The sequence below is a fragment of the Leclercia sp. UBA7405 genome, assembly GCF_037152215.1.
In the GTDB taxonomy this organism is placed as follows: domain Bacteria; phylum Pseudomonadota; class Gammaproteobacteria; order Enterobacterales; family Enterobacteriaceae; genus Enterobacter; species Enterobacter pneumoniae.
Genome location: NZ_JBBCMR010000001.1, coordinates 1730023 through 1749475, shown reverse-complemented (window position 1 = coordinate 1749475; position 19453 = coordinate 1730023). Strand labels below are relative to the sequence as shown.

Genomic DNA, 19453 nt, shown 5'->3' with positions numbered 1-19453 from the left:
TTTTGATTTTCACAGGGCCCCCTTTACGACATTAATGGCTGTGTTACCTCGCGTCAGAATCCTGATCCCGATCCTTCTTTCCCTCGCTGGAAGCGTTACTGCTGCGCCTAACACCTTCGTTGAACAGGCACAAAATCCTTTCGATAACAATAACGATGGCTTACCCGATCTCGGCCTCGCCCGTCCTACCGGTGAGGGCGAGAAACATCTGGCGGAGATGGCAAAAGCCTTTGGTGAAGCCAGCATGACCGACAACGGCCTGACAACCGAGGAGCAGGCCCGGCTGTTTGCCTTCGGCCAGGTGCGGGATGTGGTGAGCGAGCAGGTCAATCAGCAAATCGAATCCTGGCTTCAGCCCTGGGGCAACGCCAGCGTTGATCTGCTGGTAGATCAGGAGGGGAATTTCACCGGCAGCCACGGTAGCTGGTTTATCCCCTGGCAGGATAACAACCGTTTCCTGAGCTATAGCCAGATGGGTTTAACCCAGCAGGAGGACGGGCTGGTCGGTAATGCGGGGGTGGGGCAGCGTTGGATTGCCGGCAACTGGCTGGTGGGCTACAACACCTTCTATGACAACCTGCTGGATGAAAACCTGCAGCGTGCGGGCGTAGGGGCCGAGGCGTGGGGTGAATATTTGCGGCTGTCGGCCAACTACTACCACCCGCTGGCCAGCTGGCGCAACGCCACTGCGCTGGAGGAGCAGCGGATGGCGCGGGGGTACGACGTGACCGCCAGAGCCTGGCTGCCGTTCTACCATCACCTCAATACCAGCGTCAGCTTCGAACAATATTTTGGCGATAACGTTGATCTGTTTCACAGCGGTACCGGCTACCACAATCCGCTGGCGGTGAATCTGGGGCTGGATTACACCCCCATCCCGCTGTTGACCTTTACCGCAGCCCATAAACAGGGCGAGAGCGGCGTCAGTCAGAACAACCTTGGGCTGAAGGTAAATTATCGCTTTGGCGTACCGCTAAAGAAACAGCTCTCGGCCAGCGAAGTCGCCGCAAGTCGATCGCTACGTGGCAGTCGCTACGATCCGGTTGAGCGCCAGAACCTGCCGGTGATGGAGTTTCGCCAGCGTAAGACGCTCTCCGTTTGGCTGGCTACGCCCCCCTGGGATCTGAAACCGGGCGAGACGGTGATGCTCAAATTGCAAATACGCAGTGCTCACGGCGTGCGTCAATTGCACTGGCAGGGAGATGCTCAGGCGCTGAGTCTGACCTCGCCGGCTAACGCGAATGACAGCGATGGCTGGAGCATCATTATGCCCGCCTGGGATGATAGCGAAGGGGCGAGTAACCGCTGGCGGTTGTCAGTGGTGGTGGAAGATGAAAAGGGGCAGCGTGTCTCCTCCAATGAGATCACGCTCGCGCTGACGGAACCGCTGCTGGCGGCGCCTGCAGATGACCCGCGCTGGAACTTGCTGCCGGAAGAGTGATTAGAAAATACGCTCCTGATGGACCCATACCGCCGCTTCAACGCGGGATTTCAGCTTCATCTTTTTCAGCATATGTTTTACATGCACTTTTACCGTGCTTTCGGTGATATCCAGACGACGAGCAATCATTTTGTTCGGCAACCCCTGGGCAATCAGCTTCAGGATATCGCGCTCACGCGGAGTCAACTGGCTGACATCACGATCCGAGGTGGCGCGGTTGGCGCGCAGGCTGGCGGCCAGCACCGGGGTGAGAGCCTCGCTCAGGACCATTTCACCGGCGGCAGCTTGCTGCAGCGCTTTGAGCAGATCTTCCGGCTCCATATCTTTCAGCAGATAACCATCCGCACCACGCTTAAGCGCTGTAACGACATCTTCTTCATGATTGGAGACGCTAAAGACCACCACCCGGCCTGAGAGCGAGCGTTCACGCAGCTTATCCAGCGTCTCCAGACCGTTCATCCCCGGCATGTTGAGATCGAGCAAGATCAGATCCGGATCGAGGGCATCGGCAAGTTCAATACCCTGCTCGCCATTGCTGGCCTCACCGACCACCGTAATGTCCTGCGCCATGCTGATCAGTTGTTTCACGCCGGTGCGCAGCATCGGATGATCGTCGATTAACAGGATTGTGGCTGGCTCCTGGTTAGTCATCATGTTCTCCTTGAGAAGATAAATGGGGCTTTTCGGGAATAAAGGTCACCACCACTTCGGTACCGCCGGTGTCGACCCGACGTACCTGGCAATCCCCGCGCAGACTCTGCGCACGGTCTCGCATAATGATTAAACCGTAGTGGTTACTTCTTTCGGCATTTTCCGGCAGGCCGCAGCCGTTGTCGCGGACCCGGAGTCGAACCTGATTTTCATGTTGACTCACGGTCAGCGTCACCGCCGTGGCACCGGAATGTTTCAACGCATTGCTTAACGCTTCCCGGGCAATTTGCAGCAGATGTATCGCCTGATGGGAGGGGACAAAGCGCGGCGGCAACTGGTAATCAAGCTGCACCGGGAAACCGAGTCGGGCACTATACTCCTGGCAACTGGCCTCCAGCGCCGGGCGCAGGCCTGGCTCAGTCAGCTGCAGGCGGAAGGTAGTGAGCAGCTCGCGAAGCTGTACCCAGGAGGTATTCAGTTCGTTGCGGATCTGGCTCAACAGCTGTTTGCTGCTCTCAGGCAGCCCCTCGTCCTGCATCTGCAGGCAGCTCACCTGCATCTTCATACAGGAGAGCGACTGGGCAATAGAGTCGTGCAGTTCGCGCGCAATGGTAGCGCGCTCTTCCATTACGATAAGCTGCTGCTGTTTTTCCTGATGTCGGTCGAGGGCCAGCGTAGCCGTCAGCTGCTCGACCAGCGTATCCACCAGTTGCTGCTGATCGTGGCTGAGATGGCGGCCAGCGGGCAGCGTCGCCAGTAAGATCCCGTACTGATAGAGGTTATCGGCCAGCCGCCACTTAAGCGGGGTGCCGCTGGTGGTCAGGGGAGGGAGATGTCGCGGGCAGAGATGACAGCCGATTTCGTCGCAACTCATGTCCGACTGGCAGGTAAACTCCTGATGATTCTCTTCATCCTCCACGTCGTAGACGCGCAGTTCGATATCATGCAGCAAAGTCAGATTCTGTAACCCATTCAGTACCGGCGACAGACGTTCGCACAGCGGTACCCGGGAGTGCAGGCGGCGATTGGCCTGCCAGAGGAAAGAGAGGATCTCATTTTTTTGTTCAAGGCCGGCGGTCTTTTCGCGTACCCGCTGTTCGAGCACCGCATAGCTCTCTGCCAGTTCAGCAGACATAGTATTCAGGGCATCGCCCAGCATCGCCATCTCGTTGCGACCGCTAATATTCGCGCGACGAGTAAAGTCACGCTCGGTGACGGCGCGCGCCATGGCCAGCAATTGCCGCCAGGGGTGCAGCAACTTAGCACGCAGCCAGATGATGGTAAAGACCAGCAGCAAACACATAAATACCGTCATCAGCCGGTGCAGGAATACCACCCGCTCGATGCGTTTTTCCGTACTCAGATCGATGGCGGTGACCAGAGCGTCGATGCGCCCGACAAAGGTCGCGACATCGCCGGCCACGCTGTCTGCGCTTTGCGCCTGCTTAAGCCCCGGTGCCAGTTGGCCGTGCCAGTAACCCTGCAGCGCCTGCAGCTGGGCTTGTTGCCCGTCGCGTTGTGCCGCTCTTTGCAGGTCTTTGCTGAAGGCCGTTTTCTCCATCTCGTCGAGTAGCGGTTGATCTTTCTCTTCGAGCGGTACGGCCGCCAGTAGCCGGTAGCTCTGCATCCGCAACGATCCGGCTTTGTTTATCGCATGCGCACTACCTTGCACGCCCTGTACCAGCCAGCCAGAGATCGCCATGCCGGTCACCCCTATAGCGGTAGACAGCAACACAATCAGCACCAGTTGATTAACCAGGGTGAGCGGCGAAAAACAGCGTTTAAACATAGGGCGGTGTGGCTCCTGACAATGCCTGGACTCGGAGGAGCCTTATTCTCGGGCATACCCTGGAGTATACCCATACCTCTAAAGGATTACCCACAAATTGCCATAGGTATGATGAATGGGAGGAGGCGCGAGGGCGGTATGAGCAGTAGCGTGAAAAACCACACCTTTTTAAGCGTTAAATACTACTCACTTCGAGTGATGTGGAAATTTTTAACAAATTTTCGCCCACTTTTCCTTTGATTTGCATCAACTTACCGCCAGCTTAAAACCCTAATGTTTGCAGCATCTTTTGATAATCAGAGGTGTCTATGAGTCACTCATCTGCCCCAGAGCGGGCAACAGGGGCTGTTATTACAGAATGGCGTCCGGAAGATCCGGCATTCTGGCAACAGCGCGGTCAACGTGTTGCAAGTCGTAATTTATGGATTTCCGTGCCTTGTCTGCTGCTGGCGTTCTGCGTCTGGATGCTGTTCAGTGCGGTAGCGGTTAACTTACCCAAAGTGGGTTTTAATTTTACCACCGATCAACTCTTTATGTTGACGGCCTTACCATCATTGTCCGGGGCGCTGCTGCGCGTTCCTTATGCCTTTATGGTGCCCGTGTTTGGTGGCCGCCGCTGGACGGCGTTCAGTACCGGCATCATGATCATTCCTTGCGTGTGGCTGGGTTTTGCGGTGCAGGACACCTCTACGCCGTTTAGCGTCTTTGTCATCATCTCTCTGCTGTGCGGCTTTGCCGGCGCAAACTTCGCGTCCAGTATGGCGAATATCAGCTTCTTCTTCCCGAAAGCGAAGCAGGGGGGTGCGCTGGGCATTAACGGTGGACTGGGGAACATGGGGGTGAGCGTGATGCAGCTGCTTGCTCCGCTGGCTATTTCCATGTCCATCTTCGCTGTCTTCGGTGGAACCGGAGTTGAGCAACCGGATGGTTCCTCTTTGTACCTCGAAAATGCTGCCTGGATCTGGGTACCCTTCCTCGTGGTCTTTACCCTGGCGGCGTGGTTCTTTATGAACGATCTGTCAGCATCGAAGGCCTCTCTTAGCGAGCAGTTACCGGTGCTGAAGCGCGCGCACCTGTGGGTGATGGCATTACTGTATCTGGCGACCTTCGGCTCCTTTATCGGTTTCTCTGCGGGTTTTGCCATGCTGTCAAAAACGCAGTTCCCGGAAGTCCAGATCCTGCACTTCGCCTTCTTTGGTCCGTTCATTGGTGCGCTGGCACGTTCTCTGGGCGGTATGGTGTCTGACCGACTGGGCGGCACCCGCGTAACGCTGGTGAACTTTGTGGTGATGGCCATCTTCTGTGCGCTGCTGTTCATGACGCTGCCATCGCACGGGGAAGGGGGCAGTTTTATTGCCTTCTTCGGGGTATTTATGGTGCTGTTCCTGACCGCCGGGCTGGGAAGCGCTTCAACGTTCCAGATGATCTCAGTTATTTTCCGTAAGCTGACCATGGATCGCGTCAAAGCCCAGGGCGGCAGTGAAGAGCAGGCGATGCGTGAAGCGGGTACCGACACCGCCGCGGCGCTGGGCTTTATCTCGGCGATTGGCGCGATTGGCGGCTTCTTTATCCCTAAAGCCTTTGGTATCTCCCTTGAGCTGACCGGCTCACCGGCCGGTGCCATGAAAATCTTCCTTGTTTTCTATATCGTCTGCGTCCTGGTGACCTGGCTGGTATATGGCCGTAATTCCAATAAAAATAAGTAATATTTGATTATCCGTTTGCGCGGCTCGATGCCGCGCTTTTTTTTAGCCGTAATTAGTTACAACATACTTAACCGTGTGGGCAGTCGGGTAGCCCATGCAGCAGTGTGATCGCCATCGTCTGACAGGGCTACCTACCCCTTAATACCTCCGGGCAGAAATGCCCCCTTACATATTGTACGATAAATAAATAATATCCTTTAAAAACAGAGAATTAATCGATTTATTTTTATACCGCTTTGGTGGTATGGCTTCGTTTGTCCTTTGCTCCAGACCTCCTTCGCCTTGATCGTTATCAATTCTCACCATCTTTCATAGCGTTACCTTCGCGGCAAATCAGCAATGTCGATTTAGAGAGCCACAGGCTCCACACAGGAGATACCCGATGAGCAAATTTTTGGACCGGTTTCGCTACTTCAAACAGAAGGGCGAAACTTTTGCCGATGGGCACGGCCAGGTTCTGGAGACCAACCGGGACTGGGAAGACGGTTACCGTCAACGCTGGCAGCATGACAAAGTTGTGCGTTCTACCCACGGCGTAAACTGCACTGGCTCATGTAGCTGGAAAATTTTCGTTAAAAATGGTCTGGTGACCTGGGAAGTCCAGCAAACCGATTACCCGCGCACCCGTCCGGACCTGCCAAACCACGAGCCGCGCGGCTGCCCGCGTGGTGCCAGCTACTCCTGGTACCTCTACAGCGCTAACCGTCTGAAATACCCGCTGATGCGTAAACGCCTGATGAAAATGTGGCGTGAGGCGAAGGTTCAGCACAGCGATCCGGTTGATGCCTGGGCCTCTATTATTGAAGACGCTGACAAAGCGAAAAGCTTTAAACAGGCCCGTGGTCGCGGCGGGTTTGTTCGCTCTTCCTGGCAAGAGGTGAACGAGCTGATTGCCGCGTCTAACGTCTACACCGTGAAAACGTACGGTCCGGACCGCGTGGCTGGCTTCTCGCCGATCCCGGCGATGTCGATGGTCTCTTACGCCTCCGGCGCCCGCTACCTCTCCCTGATTGGTGGTACCTGCCTGAGCTTCTATGACTGGTACTGCGATTTACCGCCAGCGTCTCCGCAAACCTGGGGTGAGCAGACCGACGTGCCTGAATCGGCTGACTGGTATAACTCCAGCTACATCCTGGCATGGGGTTCTAACGTACCGCAGACCCGTACCCCGGATGCCCACTTCTTTACTGAAGTGCGTTACAAAGGCACCAAAACCGTTGCCATCACGCCGGACTACGCAGAAATCGCCAAACTGTGCGACCTGTGGCTGGCACCGAAGCAGGGTACCGATGCCGCGATGGCGCTGGCGATGGGCCACGTTATGCTGCGTGAGTTCCATCTCGATAAACCGAGCCAGTATTTCACCGACTACGTGCGTCGTTACACCGATTTCCCGATGCTGGTGATGCTCGAAGAGCGCGATGGCTACTATGCGGCAGGCCGCATGCTGCGCGCCGCCGATCTGGTGGATGCGCTTGGTCAGGAAAATAACCCGGAGTGGAAAACCGTTGCCTGTAACAGCAATGGTGAGCTGGTTGCACCTAACGGCTCTATCGGTTTCCGCTGGGGTGAGAAGGGTAAATGGAACCTGGAACAGCGCGACGGCACCTCCGGCGAAGAAACCGAGCTGCGTCTCAGCATGCTGGGCAGCCAGGATGAGATCGCTGACGTTGGCTTCCCGTACTTTGGCGGCGACGGCACCGAACATTTCAATAAGGTCGAGCTGAACAACGTCCTGATGCACAAACTGCCGGTAAAACGCCTGCAGCTGGCAGATGGTTCAACTGCCCTGGTGACCACCGTTTACGACCTGACCATGGCCAACTATGGCCTGGAGCGCGGTCTGAATGATGAAAACTGCGCCACCGGCTATGAAGAAGTGAAAGCCTATACCCCGGCCTGGGCTGAACAGATCACTGGCGTACCAGCCGCGCAGATCACTCGCATTGCCCGCGAGTTTGCGGAGAACGCTGATAAAACGCACGGCCGTTCAATGATTATCGTTGGTGCGGGTCTGAACCACTGGTACCACCTCGATATGAACTATCGCGGTCTGATCAACATGCTGGTCTTCTGTGGCTGTGTCGGTCAGAGCGGCGGTGGCTGGGCACACTATGTTGGCCAGGAAAAACTGCGTCCGCAGACCGGCTGGCAGCCGCTGGCGTTTGCCCTCGACTGGCAGCGTCCGGCTCGTCATATGAACAGCACCTCCTATTTCTACAACCACTCCAGCCAGTGGCGCTACGAGACGGTCACCGCGCAGGAACTGCTGTCGCCAACGGCGGATAAATCCCGTTATAGCGGCCACCTGATCGACTTCAACGTGCGCGCTGAGCGTATGGGCTGGCTGCCGTCTGCGCCACAGCTGGGTACCAACCCGCTGCGTATCGCAGAAGAGGCGAAGAGAGCGGGTATGTCGCCGGTAGATTACACCGTCAAATCCCTGAAAGAAGGCTCCATTCGCTTCGCGGCGGAACAGCCTGAAAACGGTAAAAACCACCCGCGTAACCTGTTTATCTGGCGCTCTAACCTGCTGGGCTCTTCCGGTAAAGGTCACGAGTTCATGCTGAAATACCTGCTCGGTACCGACCACGGTATCCAGGGCAAAGATCTCGGCAAGCAGGGCGGCGTGAAGCCTGAAGAGGTTGAATGGAAAGATAACGGCCTGGACGGCAAGCTGGATCTGGTGGTGACCCTGGACTTCCGTCTGTCGAGCACCTGCCTGTACTCCGATATCGTTCTGCCAACCGCGACCTGGTACGAAAAAGACGACATGAATACCTCGGATATGCATCCGTTTATTCATCCTCTGTCTGCCGCCGTTGATCCGGCATGGGAATCGAAAAGCGACTGGGAAATCTACAAAGGCATCGCGAAGAAATTCTCCGAAGTGTGCGTGGGTCATCTGGGTAAAGAGACCGACGTGGTTACGCTGCCAATCCAGCATGACTCTGCTGCCGAACTGGCGCAGCCGCTGGACGTGAAGGACTGGAAAAAAGGCGAGTGTGACCTGATCCCGGGCGTCACCGCGCCGCACATTATTCCGGTGGAACGTGACTACCCGGCAACTTACGAGCGCTTTACCTCTATCGGCCCGCTGATGGAGAAAATCGGTAACGGCGGGAAAGGGATTGCCTGGAATACCCAGAGCGAAATGGACCTGCTGCGTAAGCTCAATTACACCAAAGCAGAGGGCCCGGCCAAAGGCCAGCCAATGCTTAACACCGCCATTGATGCTGCAGAGATGATCCTCACGCTGGCACCGGAAACGAACGGTCAGGTGGCCGTGAAAGCCTGGGCTGCGCTCAGCGAGTTCACCGGCCGTGACCACACGCACCTGGCGCTGAATAAAGAAGACGAGAAAATCCGCTTCCGCGATATTCAGGCCCAGCCGCGTAAAATCATCTCCAGCCCGACCTGGTCAGGCCTGGAAGATGAGCATGTTTCTTACAACGCGGGTTACACCAACGTTCACGAGCTGATCCCATGGCGCACCCTCACCGGACGTCAGTCCCTCTATCAGGATCACCAGTGGATGCGCGACTTCGGTGAAAGCCTGCTGGTTTACCGTCCACCGATCGACACCCGTTCGGTGAAAGCGGTGATGGGTGAGAAGTCCAACGGCAACCCTGAGAAAGCGCTGAACTTCCTGACGCCGCACCAGAAATGGGGTATCCACTCCACCTACAGCGACAACCTGCTGATGCTGACGCTGGGTCGTGGTGGGCCAATTGTCTGGATGAGCGAGGCGGATGCGAAGGATCTGGGCATTAAAGATAACGACTGGATCGAAGTGTTCAACAGCAACGGTTCATTAACCGCCCGTGCGGTAGTGAGCCAGCGTGTACCGGCAGGTATGACCATGATGTACCACGCGCAGGAACGTATCGTGAACATTCCTGGCTCAGAAATTACCGAGCAGCGCGGCGGTATCCATAACTCCGTCACCCGTATTACGCCGAAGCCAACCCACATGATCGGCGGCTATGCGCAGCTGGCCTACGGCTTTAACTACTACGGTACGGTAGGGTCTAACCGCGATGAGTTCGTGGTGGTTCGTAAGATGAAGAATATTAACTGGTTAGATGGCGAAGGTAATGACCAGGTACAGGAGAGCGTAAAATGAAAATTCGTTCACAAGTCGGCATGGTGCTGAATCTGGATAAATGCATCGGCTGTCATACCTGCTCAGTCACCTGTAAAAACGTCTGGACCAGCCGTGAAGGTACGGAATATGCCTGGTTCAACAACGTTGAAACCAAGCCAGGCACCGGGTTCCCGACCAACTGGGAAGACCAGGAAAAATACAAGGGCGGCTGGATCCGCAAAATCAACGGCAAAATTCAGCCGCGCATGGGTAACCGTGCCATGCTGCTGGGTAAAATCTTCGCGAACCCGCATCTCCCGGGCATCGACGATTACTACGAGCCCTTTGATTTTGACTATCAGAACCTGCATAACGCCGCAGAAGGTAAACATCAGCCGATTGCGCGCCCTCGCTCCCTGATCACCGGGCAGCGCATGGATAAGATCGAGAAAGGTCCGAACTGGGAAGACGATCTGGGCGGTGAGTTCGAGAAACTGTCGAAAGACAAAAACTTCGAGAACATGCAGAAGGCGATGTACGGCCAGTTTGAAAACACCTTCATGATGTACCTGCCGCGTCTGTGCGAACACTGCCTGAACCCGGCATGTGTGGCGACCTGTCCGAGCGGTGCTATCTACAAGCGTGAAGAGGACGGCATCGTACTGATTGACCAGGACAAGTGCCGCGGCTGGCGTATGTGTATCACCGGTTGCCCGTACAAGAAAATCTACTTCAACTGGAAGAGCGGTAAATCCGAGAAGTGCATCTTCTGCTATCCACGTATCGAAGCCGGTATGCCGACGGTCTGTTCCGAAAGCTGCGTGGGCCGTATCCGTTATCTCGGCGTGCTGCTGTACGACGCGGACGCAATTGAAACCGCAGCCAGCACCGAGAACGAAAAAGATCTGTATCAGCGCCAGCTGGACGTGTTCCTCGATCCGAACGATCCGAAAGTGATTGCTCAGGCGCTGAAAGATGGCGTACCGCAGAGCGTGATCGACGCGGCGCAGCAATCGCCGGTGTACAAAATGGCGATGGACTGGAAGCTGGCGCTACCGCTGCATCCGGAATACCGCACGCTGCCGATGGTCTGGTATGTGCCGCCTCTGTCTCCGATTCAGTCTGCGGCTGACGCAGGTGAACTGGGCAGCAATGGCATTCTGCCGGACGTAGAAAGCCTGCGTATCCCGGTTCAGTATCTGGCGAACCTGCTCACCGCAGGGGATACCCAGCCGGTCCTGCTGGCGCTGAAACGTATGCTGGCAATGCGTCACTTCAAACGTACTGAAACCGTGGACGGTGTGATTGATACCCATGCCCTGGAAGAGGTAGGTCTGACGGAAGCGCAGGCGCAGGAGATGTACCGCTATCTGGCGATTGCGAACTACGAAGACCGTTTCGTGGTGCCGAGCAGCCACCGTGAGCAGGCGCGCGAAGCCTTCCCGGAAAAAAGCGGATGTGGTTTTACCTTTGGTGATGGTTGCCACGGGTCTGACACCAAATTCAACCTGTTTAACAGCCGCCGCATCGATGCCATGGATGTGACCAGCAAAACGGAGCCGCACCAATGATTGAACTCGTCATTGTTTCGCGTCTGCTCGAGTACCCGGATGCTGCGCTTGCGCAGCATCAACAGGAACTCTTCGATGCACTCGCGTCATCTGAAAATCTGGATAAAGCCGATGCCCAGAAGCTGGGCGTGTTCCTGCGCGATCTGCTTGCGCGCGATCTGCTTGATGCGCAGGCAGACTACAGCCAGCTGTTCGACCGTGGCCGCGCAACCTCGCTGCTGCTGTTCGAACACGTACACGGTGAATCCCGCGACCGCGGTCAGGCGATGGTGGATCTGATGGCGCAGTACGAGCAGCATGGCCTGCAGCTCGACAGCCGTGAGCTGCCGGATCATCTGCCGCTCTATCTGGAGTATCTGGCGCAGTTGCCGAAAGAAGAGGCGCTGGGCGGTTTGCAGGATATCGCGCCGATTCTGGCATTGCTGAACGCGCGTCTGCAACAGCGTGAAAGTGCGTATGCCGTTCTGTTCGAACTGCTGGTGAAACTGGCAAAAGCGGCAATCGACAGTGAAAAAGTGGCGGAAAAAATCGCGGACGAAGCCCGCGATGATACCCCACAGGCGCTGGATGCCGTCTGGGAAGAGGAGCAGGTGAAATTCTTTGCTGACCAGAATTGCGGCGAGTCTGAAATCTCGGCTCACCAGCGTCGTTTTGCCGGAGCCGTTGCCCCGCAATATTTGAATATCTCTAACGGAGGACAGCAATAATGCACTTCCTTAATATGTTCTTCTTTGACATCTACCCGTACATTGCGGGCACCGTATTCCTGGTGGGAAGCTGGCTGCGTTATGACTATGGCCAGTATAGCTGGCGTGCGGCCTCCAGCCAGATGCTGGACCGCAAAGGGATGAACCTGGCCTCTAACCTGTTCCACATCGGGATCCTGGGGATTTTCGCCGGTCACTTCCTGGGGATGCTCACGCCGCACTGGATGTATGAAGCCTGGTTGCCGATCGAAGTGAAACAGAAAATGGCGATGCTGGCAGGCGGCGCCTGCGGGGTGATGACCCTGGTGGGGGGCTTATTACTGCTGAAACGCCGTCTGTTTAGCCCACGCGTGCGTGCGACGACTACCGGCGCGGATATTCTGATCCTTACCCTGCTGATGGTGCAGTGTGCGCTCGGCCTGCTGACCATTCCGTTCTCTGCGCAGCATATGGACGGCAGTGAGATGATGAAGCTCGTGGGGTGGGCCCAATCCGTGGTGACCTTCCACGGCGGGGCCTCTGAGCATCTGGACGGCGTGGCCTTTGTCTTCCGCGTGCACCTGGTGCTGGGGATGACGCTGTTTGTGCTGTTCCCGTTCTCACGCCTGGTGCACATCTGGAGCGCGCCGGTGGAGTACCTGACGCGCAGATACCAGCTGGTACGTGCCCGTCGCTAATCCGCCGTTTTGATATCAACCCCGCACTCGCGGGGTTTTTTTTCGCCCCAGCCCAGATTGTTACCCGCCGCTGCAAACAGTATCAGTGCGCCGCCCGCCAGCTGTGTCAGATTCAGTGAGTGACCAAACACCAGGTTATCGACCAGGATAGCCACTACCGGATAGATAAAAGAGAGGGAGCCGGTGATGGGCGTTGGTAGTTTCTGAATCGCGCTGTAGAGCAACTGGTACATGATGCCGGTATGGACGACCCCAAGGGTGAGCAAAATGGGCCACGGGAAATCGCCCGAAAACGTAGGCATATGCGTCATCGGCAACAGCATCACCACGCCTACCAGTACCTGGATGAAGGCAATATGTTGCGGCGTGACGGAGGGGAGCTTACGGGTAATGATTGCTGTAAGCGCATAGAAAAAAGCCGCGCCGAGCGCCAGCCCGATGCCCGTAAGCCATTCAGCGTTATGGCCACCGGTAAGTTCACTGGAGAGTAAAATCACCACGCCCGTAAAAGCGAGCAGCAGCCACCCCCATTTCACCAGACTGACGCGTTCTCCTAAAAACATCCCCATCATCACCAGCATGAAAGGCTGAGTGTTATAGACCACGGTCGACAGGCCAATCGAGATGCGCGTATAGGCCGCGAAAAGAAGTAACCAGTTCACCACCAGGGCGACCCCGCCGATAACTGCCAACGTCAGCGCAGTGCGGGTGAGGGTGCTGAACGGTTTATTGCCGATCCGAATAAAAGCCAGCAGCGTCACGGCGCCGATCGCGCAGCGCCAGAAAACGACGTCCGTCACCGGCAGACCAGAAAGAAGAACAAACGCGCCAATTGAGCCTGAAATGAGCATCGCCAGACCCATCTGCCAGACGCCATTATGAATATCTTGCATCGCACACCTCCTGATTGAGACTCTATTGTCGAAAAAGTCTGATATGTTTTACAGAGAGGAAATAAGGCGAATTGGGTTAAATGCTTTTTTAAATAAGGTGAAACTGATGGAAAGCCTGCTTGATGAAATCGATCGGCAAATACTGGCCTGTCTGGTTGAAGATGCGCGCATGTCGTTAAAGGTGCTTAGCAGCCGGGTTGGACTGACATCACCCAGCACGGCCGAACGTCTGAAGCGGCTCGAAGAGCGTGGCGTGATTCAGGGTTATGGCGCACGCGTGGATCTCGCGGCGTTGGGGTATACCTTTCAGGCGCTGGTGCGCGTTCGGCCGCTGCCAGGGTTACTGCACAAGGTCGATAAGTATATTCAGGCCATGCCTGAGTGCATTGAAAGCGATAAGGTCACGGGGGAGGATTGCTTTGTGATCAGGCTGGTGGTGCGCTCTATCGGTCAACTGGATACGCTGCTGGACGGTCTGGCTGAACATGCCCAGTGCAACACGTCAATTGTGAAGAGTTCGCCGGTGAAACGCCGGTTGCCGCCGATGTAACTGCAGCTGCTAATGGTGCATCAGTGAATTGAGAGAGTGTTTGTAGCGACAGGTAAGTGATGGTGGTGGGGGAAGGATTACTCGGCGCGCTGCGCCTCGCCCTTCGGGTCGTTGCCTGCGGCAACGCTTTCTCGCTTCGCTCGAATCGAACCTTGGTCGAAGCTTCTCATCCTTCCCGTTTCGGAGAATATGGAGCACTGAACTAAGAGAAAGTTTGTAGCGACAGGTAAGTGATGGTGGTGGGGGAAGGATTCGAACCTTCGAAGTCGATGACGGCAGATTTACAGTCTGCTCCCTTTGGCCGCTCGGGAACCCCACCAGGGGTAATACTATTTTGAGGTGCTGCGTGAAGATGGTGGTGGGGGAAGGATTATTCGTCGCTTCGCTCCTCACCCTTCGGGCCGTTGCTTTTTGCAACGTTCTCTCGCTTTCGCGAGAGTCGAACCTTAGTCGAAGGTTCTCACCCTTCCCGATAAGCGCAAACTTTACGTTAACTCACCGGTGTTACCACATTGCTGTGGTGAATAATGGTGGTGGGGGAAGGATTCGAACCTTCGAAGTCGATGACGGCAGATTTACAGTCTGCTCCCTTTGGCCGCTCGGGAACCCCACCACGGGGTAATGCTATTACTGGCCTGCTTCCTGTTGGAAGCGGGGCGCATCATATCAAATGAGACGCCCCTGTAAAGCATTCCTTTAGGTAAATGACGTTGTTTGACTGCTTTTTATCCGTAAAGGTGCAAAGCTAATCAATTCATTTCCCAACGGATTAAAGAATAATTGTTCTGTTACCGTAGACAAACACGCGCTGCGCCAGCACCTGATACAACGCGCGGCTTAAGACGTTTTTCTCAACATCGCGTCCGGCACGCATCATATCCTCTGCGGTATAGGTATGATTCACATGAATCACGTCCTGCATGATGATAGGACCTTCATCCAGGTTATCGTTCACGTAGTGTGCAGTGGCGCCAATGATTTTAACACCACGCTCATAGGCCTGATGATAAGGGCGCGCGCCGATAAAGGCAGGCAGGAACGAGTGGTGAATATTGATAATCTTGTTCGGGAAACGTGCCACGAAAGAGGGGGTTAATACGCGCATATATTTCGCCAGAACCACGTAATCCGGGTTATAGGCATCAATGGCATCTGCCATTAACGCATCATGCTCTTCGCGGGTATGCCCCTCGTGGCTGACCAACTGGAAAGGAATATCAAAACGTTCAACCAGCGTGCGCAGGGTATCATGGTTGCCAATTACCGCAGCGATCTCCACATCCAGCCCGCCGTAGTTCGCTTTCATCAGCAGATCACCCAGACAATGCGCCTCTTTAGTGACCAGAATGACAATGCGACGACGACCCGCTGGGGTTAACTCGCGAACCGAACCTTCCGGCAACGCACCATCAAGATCCGCCAGCAGCGTGGCGTCGTTAAAAATCCCTTCCAGCTCGGTACGCATAAAGAAACGTCCGGTGCGATGATCAACAAACTCATTATTTTGCACAATATTCAGTTCGTGCTTGTAACAAATGTTGGTAATGCGGGCGATGAGACCTTTCTGGTCAGGACAAATAGTGCGCAAGACTTTGCGTTGAATTGATTGCATTGCCGGTAAATCCTGTTGATTGTTGGCTTGTTATAGGTGGCCAGGGACTACTGCCCGCAGCACTTTTTAAATTTTTTACCTGATCCGCAGGGGCAGGGGTCATTACGGCCAAACTGCGGACGAGTACCATCAATATAGTACCACTGTCCCCCTTCCTTTAAGAAACGGGAACGCTCGATAATCGCCCCGGCTTTTCCCTGCTCGGAAAATCGGGCGACAAAGCTGACAAAACCTTCGTTTTCGTCATGGCCTTTGGCCGTGTCAAAAAGGGTGAGGCCGCGCCATTCGGTATGAGCAAAACCGGCTTCAATCTCCTGGCGAAAAGTCTCAGCCTGACAGGATGGATGCCAGGTTTTTATCAGATAGTTTGCGTCACGGCTCACAAAAGCACTGTAACGTGAACGCATAAGGTGTGACGGATCAGGAGCAACCTGTTCACCAGAAAGATATCGCTGGCAACATAGGCTATACTCGAGAGCGCTACCACAGGGACAGAGTTGAGACACCATTCTCTTCCTGAAAGCTAAAATAACGGCGAAAACGCCAGGGTGGCACTATGTTAACTGAGCGGTTGCAATGACGCCATTGTCAGGAGTCCAGGGGACGCTAAACGGTAAGAATGAGAAAGGTTAAAATTGGACTGGCTTTAGGGTCGGGTGCGGCCCGGGGCTGGTCGCATATAGGTGTGATCAATGCCTTACAACGTCTTGGTATCGAAATTGATATAGTTGCAGGCTGTTCGATTGGTTCTCTGGTGGGTGCTGCGTACTCCTGTGGCAAATTACCCGAGCTGGAAACCTGGGTACGTTCTTTCAGCTACTGGGACGTGCTGCGCCTGATGGATCTCTCCTGGCAACGTGGCGGGTTACTGCGCGGTGAACGTGTCTTCAACCACTACCGTCAGGTTATGCCGCTGAGCGACTTTGCCGACTGCCAACGTCCCTTCGGCGCCGTTGCCACCAACCTTAGCACCGGCCGGGAACTCTGGTTCACCGAAGGGGATATCCACCTTGCCGTGCGCGCCTCCTGCAGTATGCCGGGCTTAATGGCACCGGTCCCGCACAATGGTTACTGGCTGGTGGATGGCGGTGTCGTTAACCCCATTCCTATCTCCCTGACGCGCGCCATGGGCGCGGATATCGTTATTGCCGTTGATCTCCAGCATGATGCCCATCTTATGCAGCAAGACCTGATGCCAGTAAACACGCATTCTGATGAAACCAGTAGCGAGGAGCGAGTATGGCATGAACGCCTTCGTGAACGGTTAGGACGCTTTACAGCGCGTAAATTAGTTGCGGCACCTACGGCAATGGAAATTATGACGACCTCCATCCAGGTGCTAGAAAATCGCCTAAAACGCAACCGCATGGCGGGCGATCCACCTGATATTCTGATTCAACCTTTTTGTCCGCAAATCTCGACGCTCGATTTTCATCGGGCAGAAGCAGCCATTACGGCAGGCGTGCAAGCTGTCGAAAAGAAAATGGATGAATTGATACCTTTGGTGCGCACGACACACTGAGCGCCCCTTTTTTTGATTACTTCAGCAAAATCTGACAGGCGATAGTACCGATAGCGTGCCACTATTGATCTACTGTCAGCCCGGGGAGAAAACATGACGCAACCATTGGCCGGAAAACATATCCTGATTGTCGAAGACGAGCCCGTTTTCCGTTCACTGCTTGACTCCTGGCTCTCATCGTTAGGTGCAACAACTGCACTGGCCGGTGATGGTATCGACGCACTGGAAATTATGATGGGCATGAAGCCCGATCTGATGATCTGCGATCTCGCCATGCCGCGTATGAATGGCCTGGCGCTCGTCGAGCACCTCCGCAATGAAGGCGATCAGACGCCCGTGCTGGTGATTTCAGCCACCGAGAACATGGCTGACATCGCGAAAGCGCTTCGTCTGGGCGTGCAGGACGTACTGCTCAAACCAGTGAAAGATCTCAATCGTCTGCGGGAAACCGTCTTCGCCTGCCTTTATCCCAATATGTTCAATTCACGTGTGGAAGAGGAAGAACGCCTCTTCCAGGACTGGGATGCACTGGTCAATAACCCCCATGCGGCAGCGAAATTACTGAAAGAGTTACAGCCTCCGGTTCAGCAGACCATCGCCGAGTGCAAAGTTAATTATCGCCAACTGGTTGCTGCCGACAAGCCGGGGCTGGTGCTGGATATTGCACCGTTATCGGATAACGATCTGGCATTTTATTGTCTGGATGTTACCCGCGCAGGGGATAATGGCGTCCTGGCCGCTTTATTGTTGCGCGCATTGTTTAACGGTTTATTGCAAGAACAGCTTTCTCATCAGCGGCAGCGGCTCCCCGAGTTGGGCAGCTTGCTTAAACAGGTTAATCAGCTGCTGCGTCAGGCAAATTTACCGGGACAATTCCCGTTGCTGGTGGGTTATTACCATAGCGGTTTAAAAAATTTGATTTTGGTCTCCGCTGGGCTTAATGCCACGCTTAATACTGGAGAACATCATATTCAGGTCAGTAACGGCGTCCCTTTAGGTACTTTAGGAAATACCTATCTAAACCAAATAAGTCACCGCTGCGCATCCTGGCAGTGTCAAATTTGGGGGGCAGGTGGCCGTTTACGCTTAATGTTGTCTACGGAATAAGCATTTGTAATATATCTCCACAGATAGCTTTACCGTCGTTTCAAGGGCAGTGCTACTATCACTGCCAGTTTCATTCGTATTTATCCTAATTAATCGGTAGCGCGTCCTTTTCAGACCCGGACTGGTAACTGAGACTGATATACTAAACGCGTTATTTATGCAGATAAGTTCAAAACTTGAACAGTTCAGGAGAGTTTCAATGGCTGCCCTAAATTCGAAAGTCACAAAGGCCGTTATCCCGGTTGCTGGGTTAGGAACCCGTATGCTGCCGGCAACGAAGGCAATTCCAAAAGAGATGCTGCCACTCGTTGATAAGCCATTAATCCAGTATGTGGTCAATGAATGTATTGCCGCTGGCATTACTGAAATTGTGCTGGTAACGCATTCATCCAAAAACTCTATCGAAAACCATTTCGATACCAGTTTTGAACTTGAAGCCATGCTGGAAAAACGTGTTAAGCGCCAGCTGCTGGAAGAAGTTCAGTCTATTTGCCCGCCTCACGTCACTATTATGCAGGTGCGTCAGGGTCTGGCAAAAGGTCTGGGTCATGCCGTACTGTGTGCACACCCGGTTGTAGGTAATGAACCTGTCGCGGTTATTCTGCCAGACGTTATCCTTGATGAATTTGAATCCGATCTTTCTCAGGATAACCTGGCTGAAATGATCAAACGTTTCGACGATACCGGCAGCAGCCAGATTATGGTTGAGCCTGTCGAAGACGTAACCGCATACGGCGTTGTAGACTGCAAAGGCATTGCGCTGCAGCCAGGCGAGAGCGTACCTATGGTAGGCGTTGTAGAGAAGCCTAAAGCCGACGTAGCGCCGTCTAATCTGGCGGTGGTAGGGCGTTATGTCCTGAGTGCGGAAATCTGGCCGCTGCTGGCTAAAACCCCTCCAGGCGCCGGTGATGAAATTCAGCTGACCGACGGTATCGATATGCTGATCGAGAAAGAGACCGTTGAAGCCTACCATATGAAAGGTAAGAGCCATGACTGCGGTAATAAACTCGGTTACATGCAGGCGTTTGTAGAATATGGGATTCGTCACCAGTCACTGGGTGAAGAATTCAAGGGTTGGTTGAAAGAGACACTGGGTATTAAAAACTAAGCTCGCTTTATCCCCTCTGAAACCGGTGCCAG

General features: G+C 54.7%; 15 protein-coding genes, 2 tRNA genes and 2 other RNA genes. 10 read left to right on the top strand and 9 right to left on the bottom strand.

All coding sequences use genetic code 11. From position 1 onward, the window contains the following. Positions 1-34 precede the first annotated feature (34 nt). Positions 35-1441, top strand: coding sequence for a YchO/YchP family invasin (locus WFN75_RS08565; RefSeq protein WP_046885189.1), 1407 nt, complete (start codon positions 35-37; stop codon positions 1439-1441). On the opposite strand, the gene narL is transcribed toward WFN75_RS08565, so the two are convergent. After that, positions 1442-2092 carry a two-component system response regulator NarL gene (gene narL / locus WFN75_RS08560; protein WP_040075254.1) on the bottom strand — a complete coding sequence of 217 codons (651 nt, stop codon included), beginning with the start codon at positions 2090-2092 and terminating at the stop codon, positions 1442-1444. Then, positions 2085-3881, bottom strand: coding sequence for a nitrate/nitrite two-component system sensor histidine kinase NarX (narX, locus tag WFN75_RS08555; RefSeq protein ID WP_040075255.1), 1797 nt, complete (start codon positions 3879-3881; stop codon positions 2085-2087). Before narX ends, narL begins: the two co-directional genes overlap by 8 nt. 308 nt (positions 3882-4189) lie before the next feature. On the opposite strand from narX, the gene WFN75_RS08550 reads away from it, so the two are divergent. The 5 genes from WFN75_RS08550 (at position 4190) to narI (ending at position 12629) form a co-directional block, all read left to right on the top strand. After that, positions 4190-5587: a NarK family nitrate/nitrite MFS transporter gene (locus WFN75_RS08550; protein ID WP_040075256.1), complete on the top strand. Its 1398-nt coding sequence runs from the start codon at positions 4190-4192 to the stop codon at positions 5585-5587. Between the two features lie 382 nt (positions 5588-5969). Then, positions 5970-9713 (top strand): nitrate reductase subunit alpha, encoded by a 3744-nt coding sequence (locus WFN75_RS08545; protein ID WP_336996022.1) that lies wholly within the window; start codon positions 5970-5972, stop codon positions 9711-9713. Beyond that, positions 9710-11245 (top strand): nitrate reductase subunit beta, encoded by a 1536-nt coding sequence (gene narH, locus WFN75_RS08540; RefSeq protein ID WP_336996021.1) that lies wholly within the window; start codon positions 9710-9712, stop codon positions 11243-11245. The genes WFN75_RS08545 and narH overlap by 4 nt, the downstream gene beginning before the upstream one ends. After that, positions 11242-11952 carry a nitrate reductase molybdenum cofactor assembly chaperone gene (gene narJ / locus WFN75_RS08535; RefSeq protein WP_040075259.1) on the top strand — a complete coding sequence of 237 codons (711 nt, stop codon included), beginning with the start codon at positions 11242-11244 and terminating at the stop codon, positions 11950-11952. Before narH ends, narJ begins: the two co-directional genes overlap by 4 nt. Continuing rightward, positions 11952-12629 carry a respiratory nitrate reductase subunit gamma gene (gene narI / locus WFN75_RS08530; RefSeq protein ID WP_040075260.1) on the top strand — a complete coding sequence of 226 codons (678 nt, stop codon included), beginning with the start codon at positions 11952-11954 and terminating at the stop codon, positions 12627-12629. The genes narJ and narI overlap by 1 nt, the downstream gene beginning before the upstream one ends. Here the strand turns inward: narI and WFN75_RS08525 are convergent. Next, the gene (locus tag WFN75_RS08525; protein WP_336996020.1) at positions 12626-13522 is read right to left on the bottom strand and encodes a DMT family transporter; all 897 of its coding nucleotides are present in this window, start codon (positions 13520-13522) and stop codon (positions 12626-12628) included. The genes narI and WFN75_RS08525 overlap by 4 nt on opposite strands. 106 nt (positions 13523-13628) lie before the next feature. Between WFN75_RS08525 and WFN75_RS08520 the strand changes: the two genes are divergently transcribed. Then, positions 13629-14072: an Lrp/AsnC family transcriptional regulator gene (locus tag WFN75_RS08520; protein ID WP_336996019.1), complete on the top strand. Its 444-nt coding sequence runs from the start codon at positions 13629-13631 to the stop codon at positions 14070-14072. Positions 14073-14132: 60 nt separating this feature from the next. Here the strand turns inward: WFN75_RS08520 and WFN75_RS08515 are convergent. From WFN75_RS08515 to WFN75_RS08490, 6 genes are all read right to left on the bottom strand, one after another. Further along, positions 14133-14263: non-coding RNA, RtT sRNA (locus WFN75_RS08515), on the bottom strand. A 43-nt stretch (positions 14264-14306) separates the two neighbouring features. After that, a tRNA-Tyr gene (locus WFN75_RS08510) sits at positions 14307-14391 on the bottom strand. Between the two features lie 34 nt (positions 14392-14425). Beyond that, positions 14426-14557, bottom strand: a non-coding RNA gene (locus WFN75_RS08505) — RtT sRNA. Between the two features lie 43 nt (positions 14558-14600). Next, positions 14601-14685, bottom strand: a tRNA-Tyr gene (locus WFN75_RS08500). Between the two features lie 156 nt (positions 14686-14841). Then, complete coding sequence (gene purU, locus WFN75_RS08495) at positions 14842-15684, bottom strand: formyltetrahydrofolate deformylase (protein ID WP_040075264.1); 843 nt, start codon at positions 15682-15684, stop codon at positions 14842-14844. Positions 15685-15731: 47 nt separating this feature from the next. Further along, a complete protein-coding gene (locus WFN75_RS08490; RefSeq protein ID WP_336996244.1) occupies positions 15732-16190 on the bottom strand; it encodes a YchJ family protein in 459 nt (152 codons plus the stop codon). Between the two features lie 113 nt (positions 16191-16303). Between WFN75_RS08490 and rssA the strand changes: the two genes are divergently transcribed. From rssA to galU, 3 genes are all read left to right on the top strand, one after another. Further along, positions 16304-17206 (top strand): patatin-like phospholipase RssA, encoded by a 903-nt coding sequence (gene rssA, locus WFN75_RS08485; protein WP_207291874.1) that lies wholly within the window; start codon positions 16304-16306, stop codon positions 17204-17206. 93 nt (positions 17207-17299) lie between these two features. Then, complete coding sequence (rssB, locus tag WFN75_RS08480) at positions 17300-18313, top strand: two-component system response regulator RssB (protein ID WP_040075267.1); 1014 nt, start codon at positions 17300-17302, stop codon at positions 18311-18313. 199 nt (positions 18314-18512) lie between these two features. Continuing rightward, the gene (gene galU / locus WFN75_RS08475; protein WP_040075268.1) at positions 18513-19421 is read left to right on the top strand and encodes a UTP--glucose-1-phosphate uridylyltransferase GalU; all 909 of its coding nucleotides are present in this window, start codon (positions 18513-18515) and stop codon (positions 19419-19421) included. The last annotated feature ends 32 nt before the right edge of the window (positions 19422-19453 follow it).

Bases quoted from the DNA above. Each gene is read 5' to 3' on its own strand.
- WFN75_RS08565 (WP_046885189.1), top strand. From the start codon at position 35: ATGGCTGTGTTACCTCGCGTCAGAATCCTGATCCCGATCCTTCTTTCC.
- narL (WP_040075254.1), bottom strand. From the start codon at position 2,092: ATGACTAACCAGGAGCCAGCCACAATCCTGTTAATCGACGATCATCCG.
- narX (WP_040075255.1), bottom strand. From the start codon at position 3,881: ATGTTTAAACGCTGTTTTTCGCCGCTCACCCTGGTTAATCAACTGGTG.
- WFN75_RS08550 (WP_040075256.1), top strand. From the start codon at position 4,190: ATGAGTCACTCATCTGCCCCAGAGCGGGCAACAGGGGCTGTTATTACA.
- WFN75_RS08545 (WP_336996022.1), top strand. From the start codon at position 5,970: ATGAGCAAATTTTTGGACCGGTTTCGCTACTTCAAACAGAAGGGCGAA.
- narH (WP_336996021.1), top strand. From the start codon at position 9,710: ATGAAAATTCGTTCACAAGTCGGCATGGTGCTGAATCTGGATAAATGC.
- narJ (WP_040075259.1), top strand. From the start codon at position 11,242: ATGATTGAACTCGTCATTGTTTCGCGTCTGCTCGAGTACCCGGATGCT.
- narI (WP_040075260.1), top strand. From the start codon at position 11,952: ATGCACTTCCTTAATATGTTCTTCTTTGACATCTACCCGTACATTGCG.
- WFN75_RS08525 (WP_336996020.1), bottom strand. From the start codon at position 13,522: ATGCAAGATATTCATAATGGCGTCTGGCAGATGGGTCTGGCGATGCTC.
- WFN75_RS08520 (WP_336996019.1), top strand. From the start codon at position 13,629: ATGGAAAGCCTGCTTGATGAAATCGATCGGCAAATACTGGCCTGTCTG.
- purU (WP_040075264.1), bottom strand. From the start codon at position 15,684: ATGCAATCAATTCAACGCAAAGTCTTGCGCACTATTTGTCCTGACCAG.
- rssA (WP_207291874.1), top strand. From the start codon at position 16,304: ATGAGAAAGGTTAAAATTGGACTGGCTTTAGGGTCGGGTGCGGCCCGG.
- rssB (WP_040075267.1), top strand. From the start codon at position 17,300: ATGACGCAACCATTGGCCGGAAAACATATCCTGATTGTCGAAGACGAG.
- galU (WP_040075268.1), top strand. From the start codon at position 18,513: ATGGCTGCCCTAAATTCGAAAGTCACAAAGGCCGTTATCCCGGTTGCT.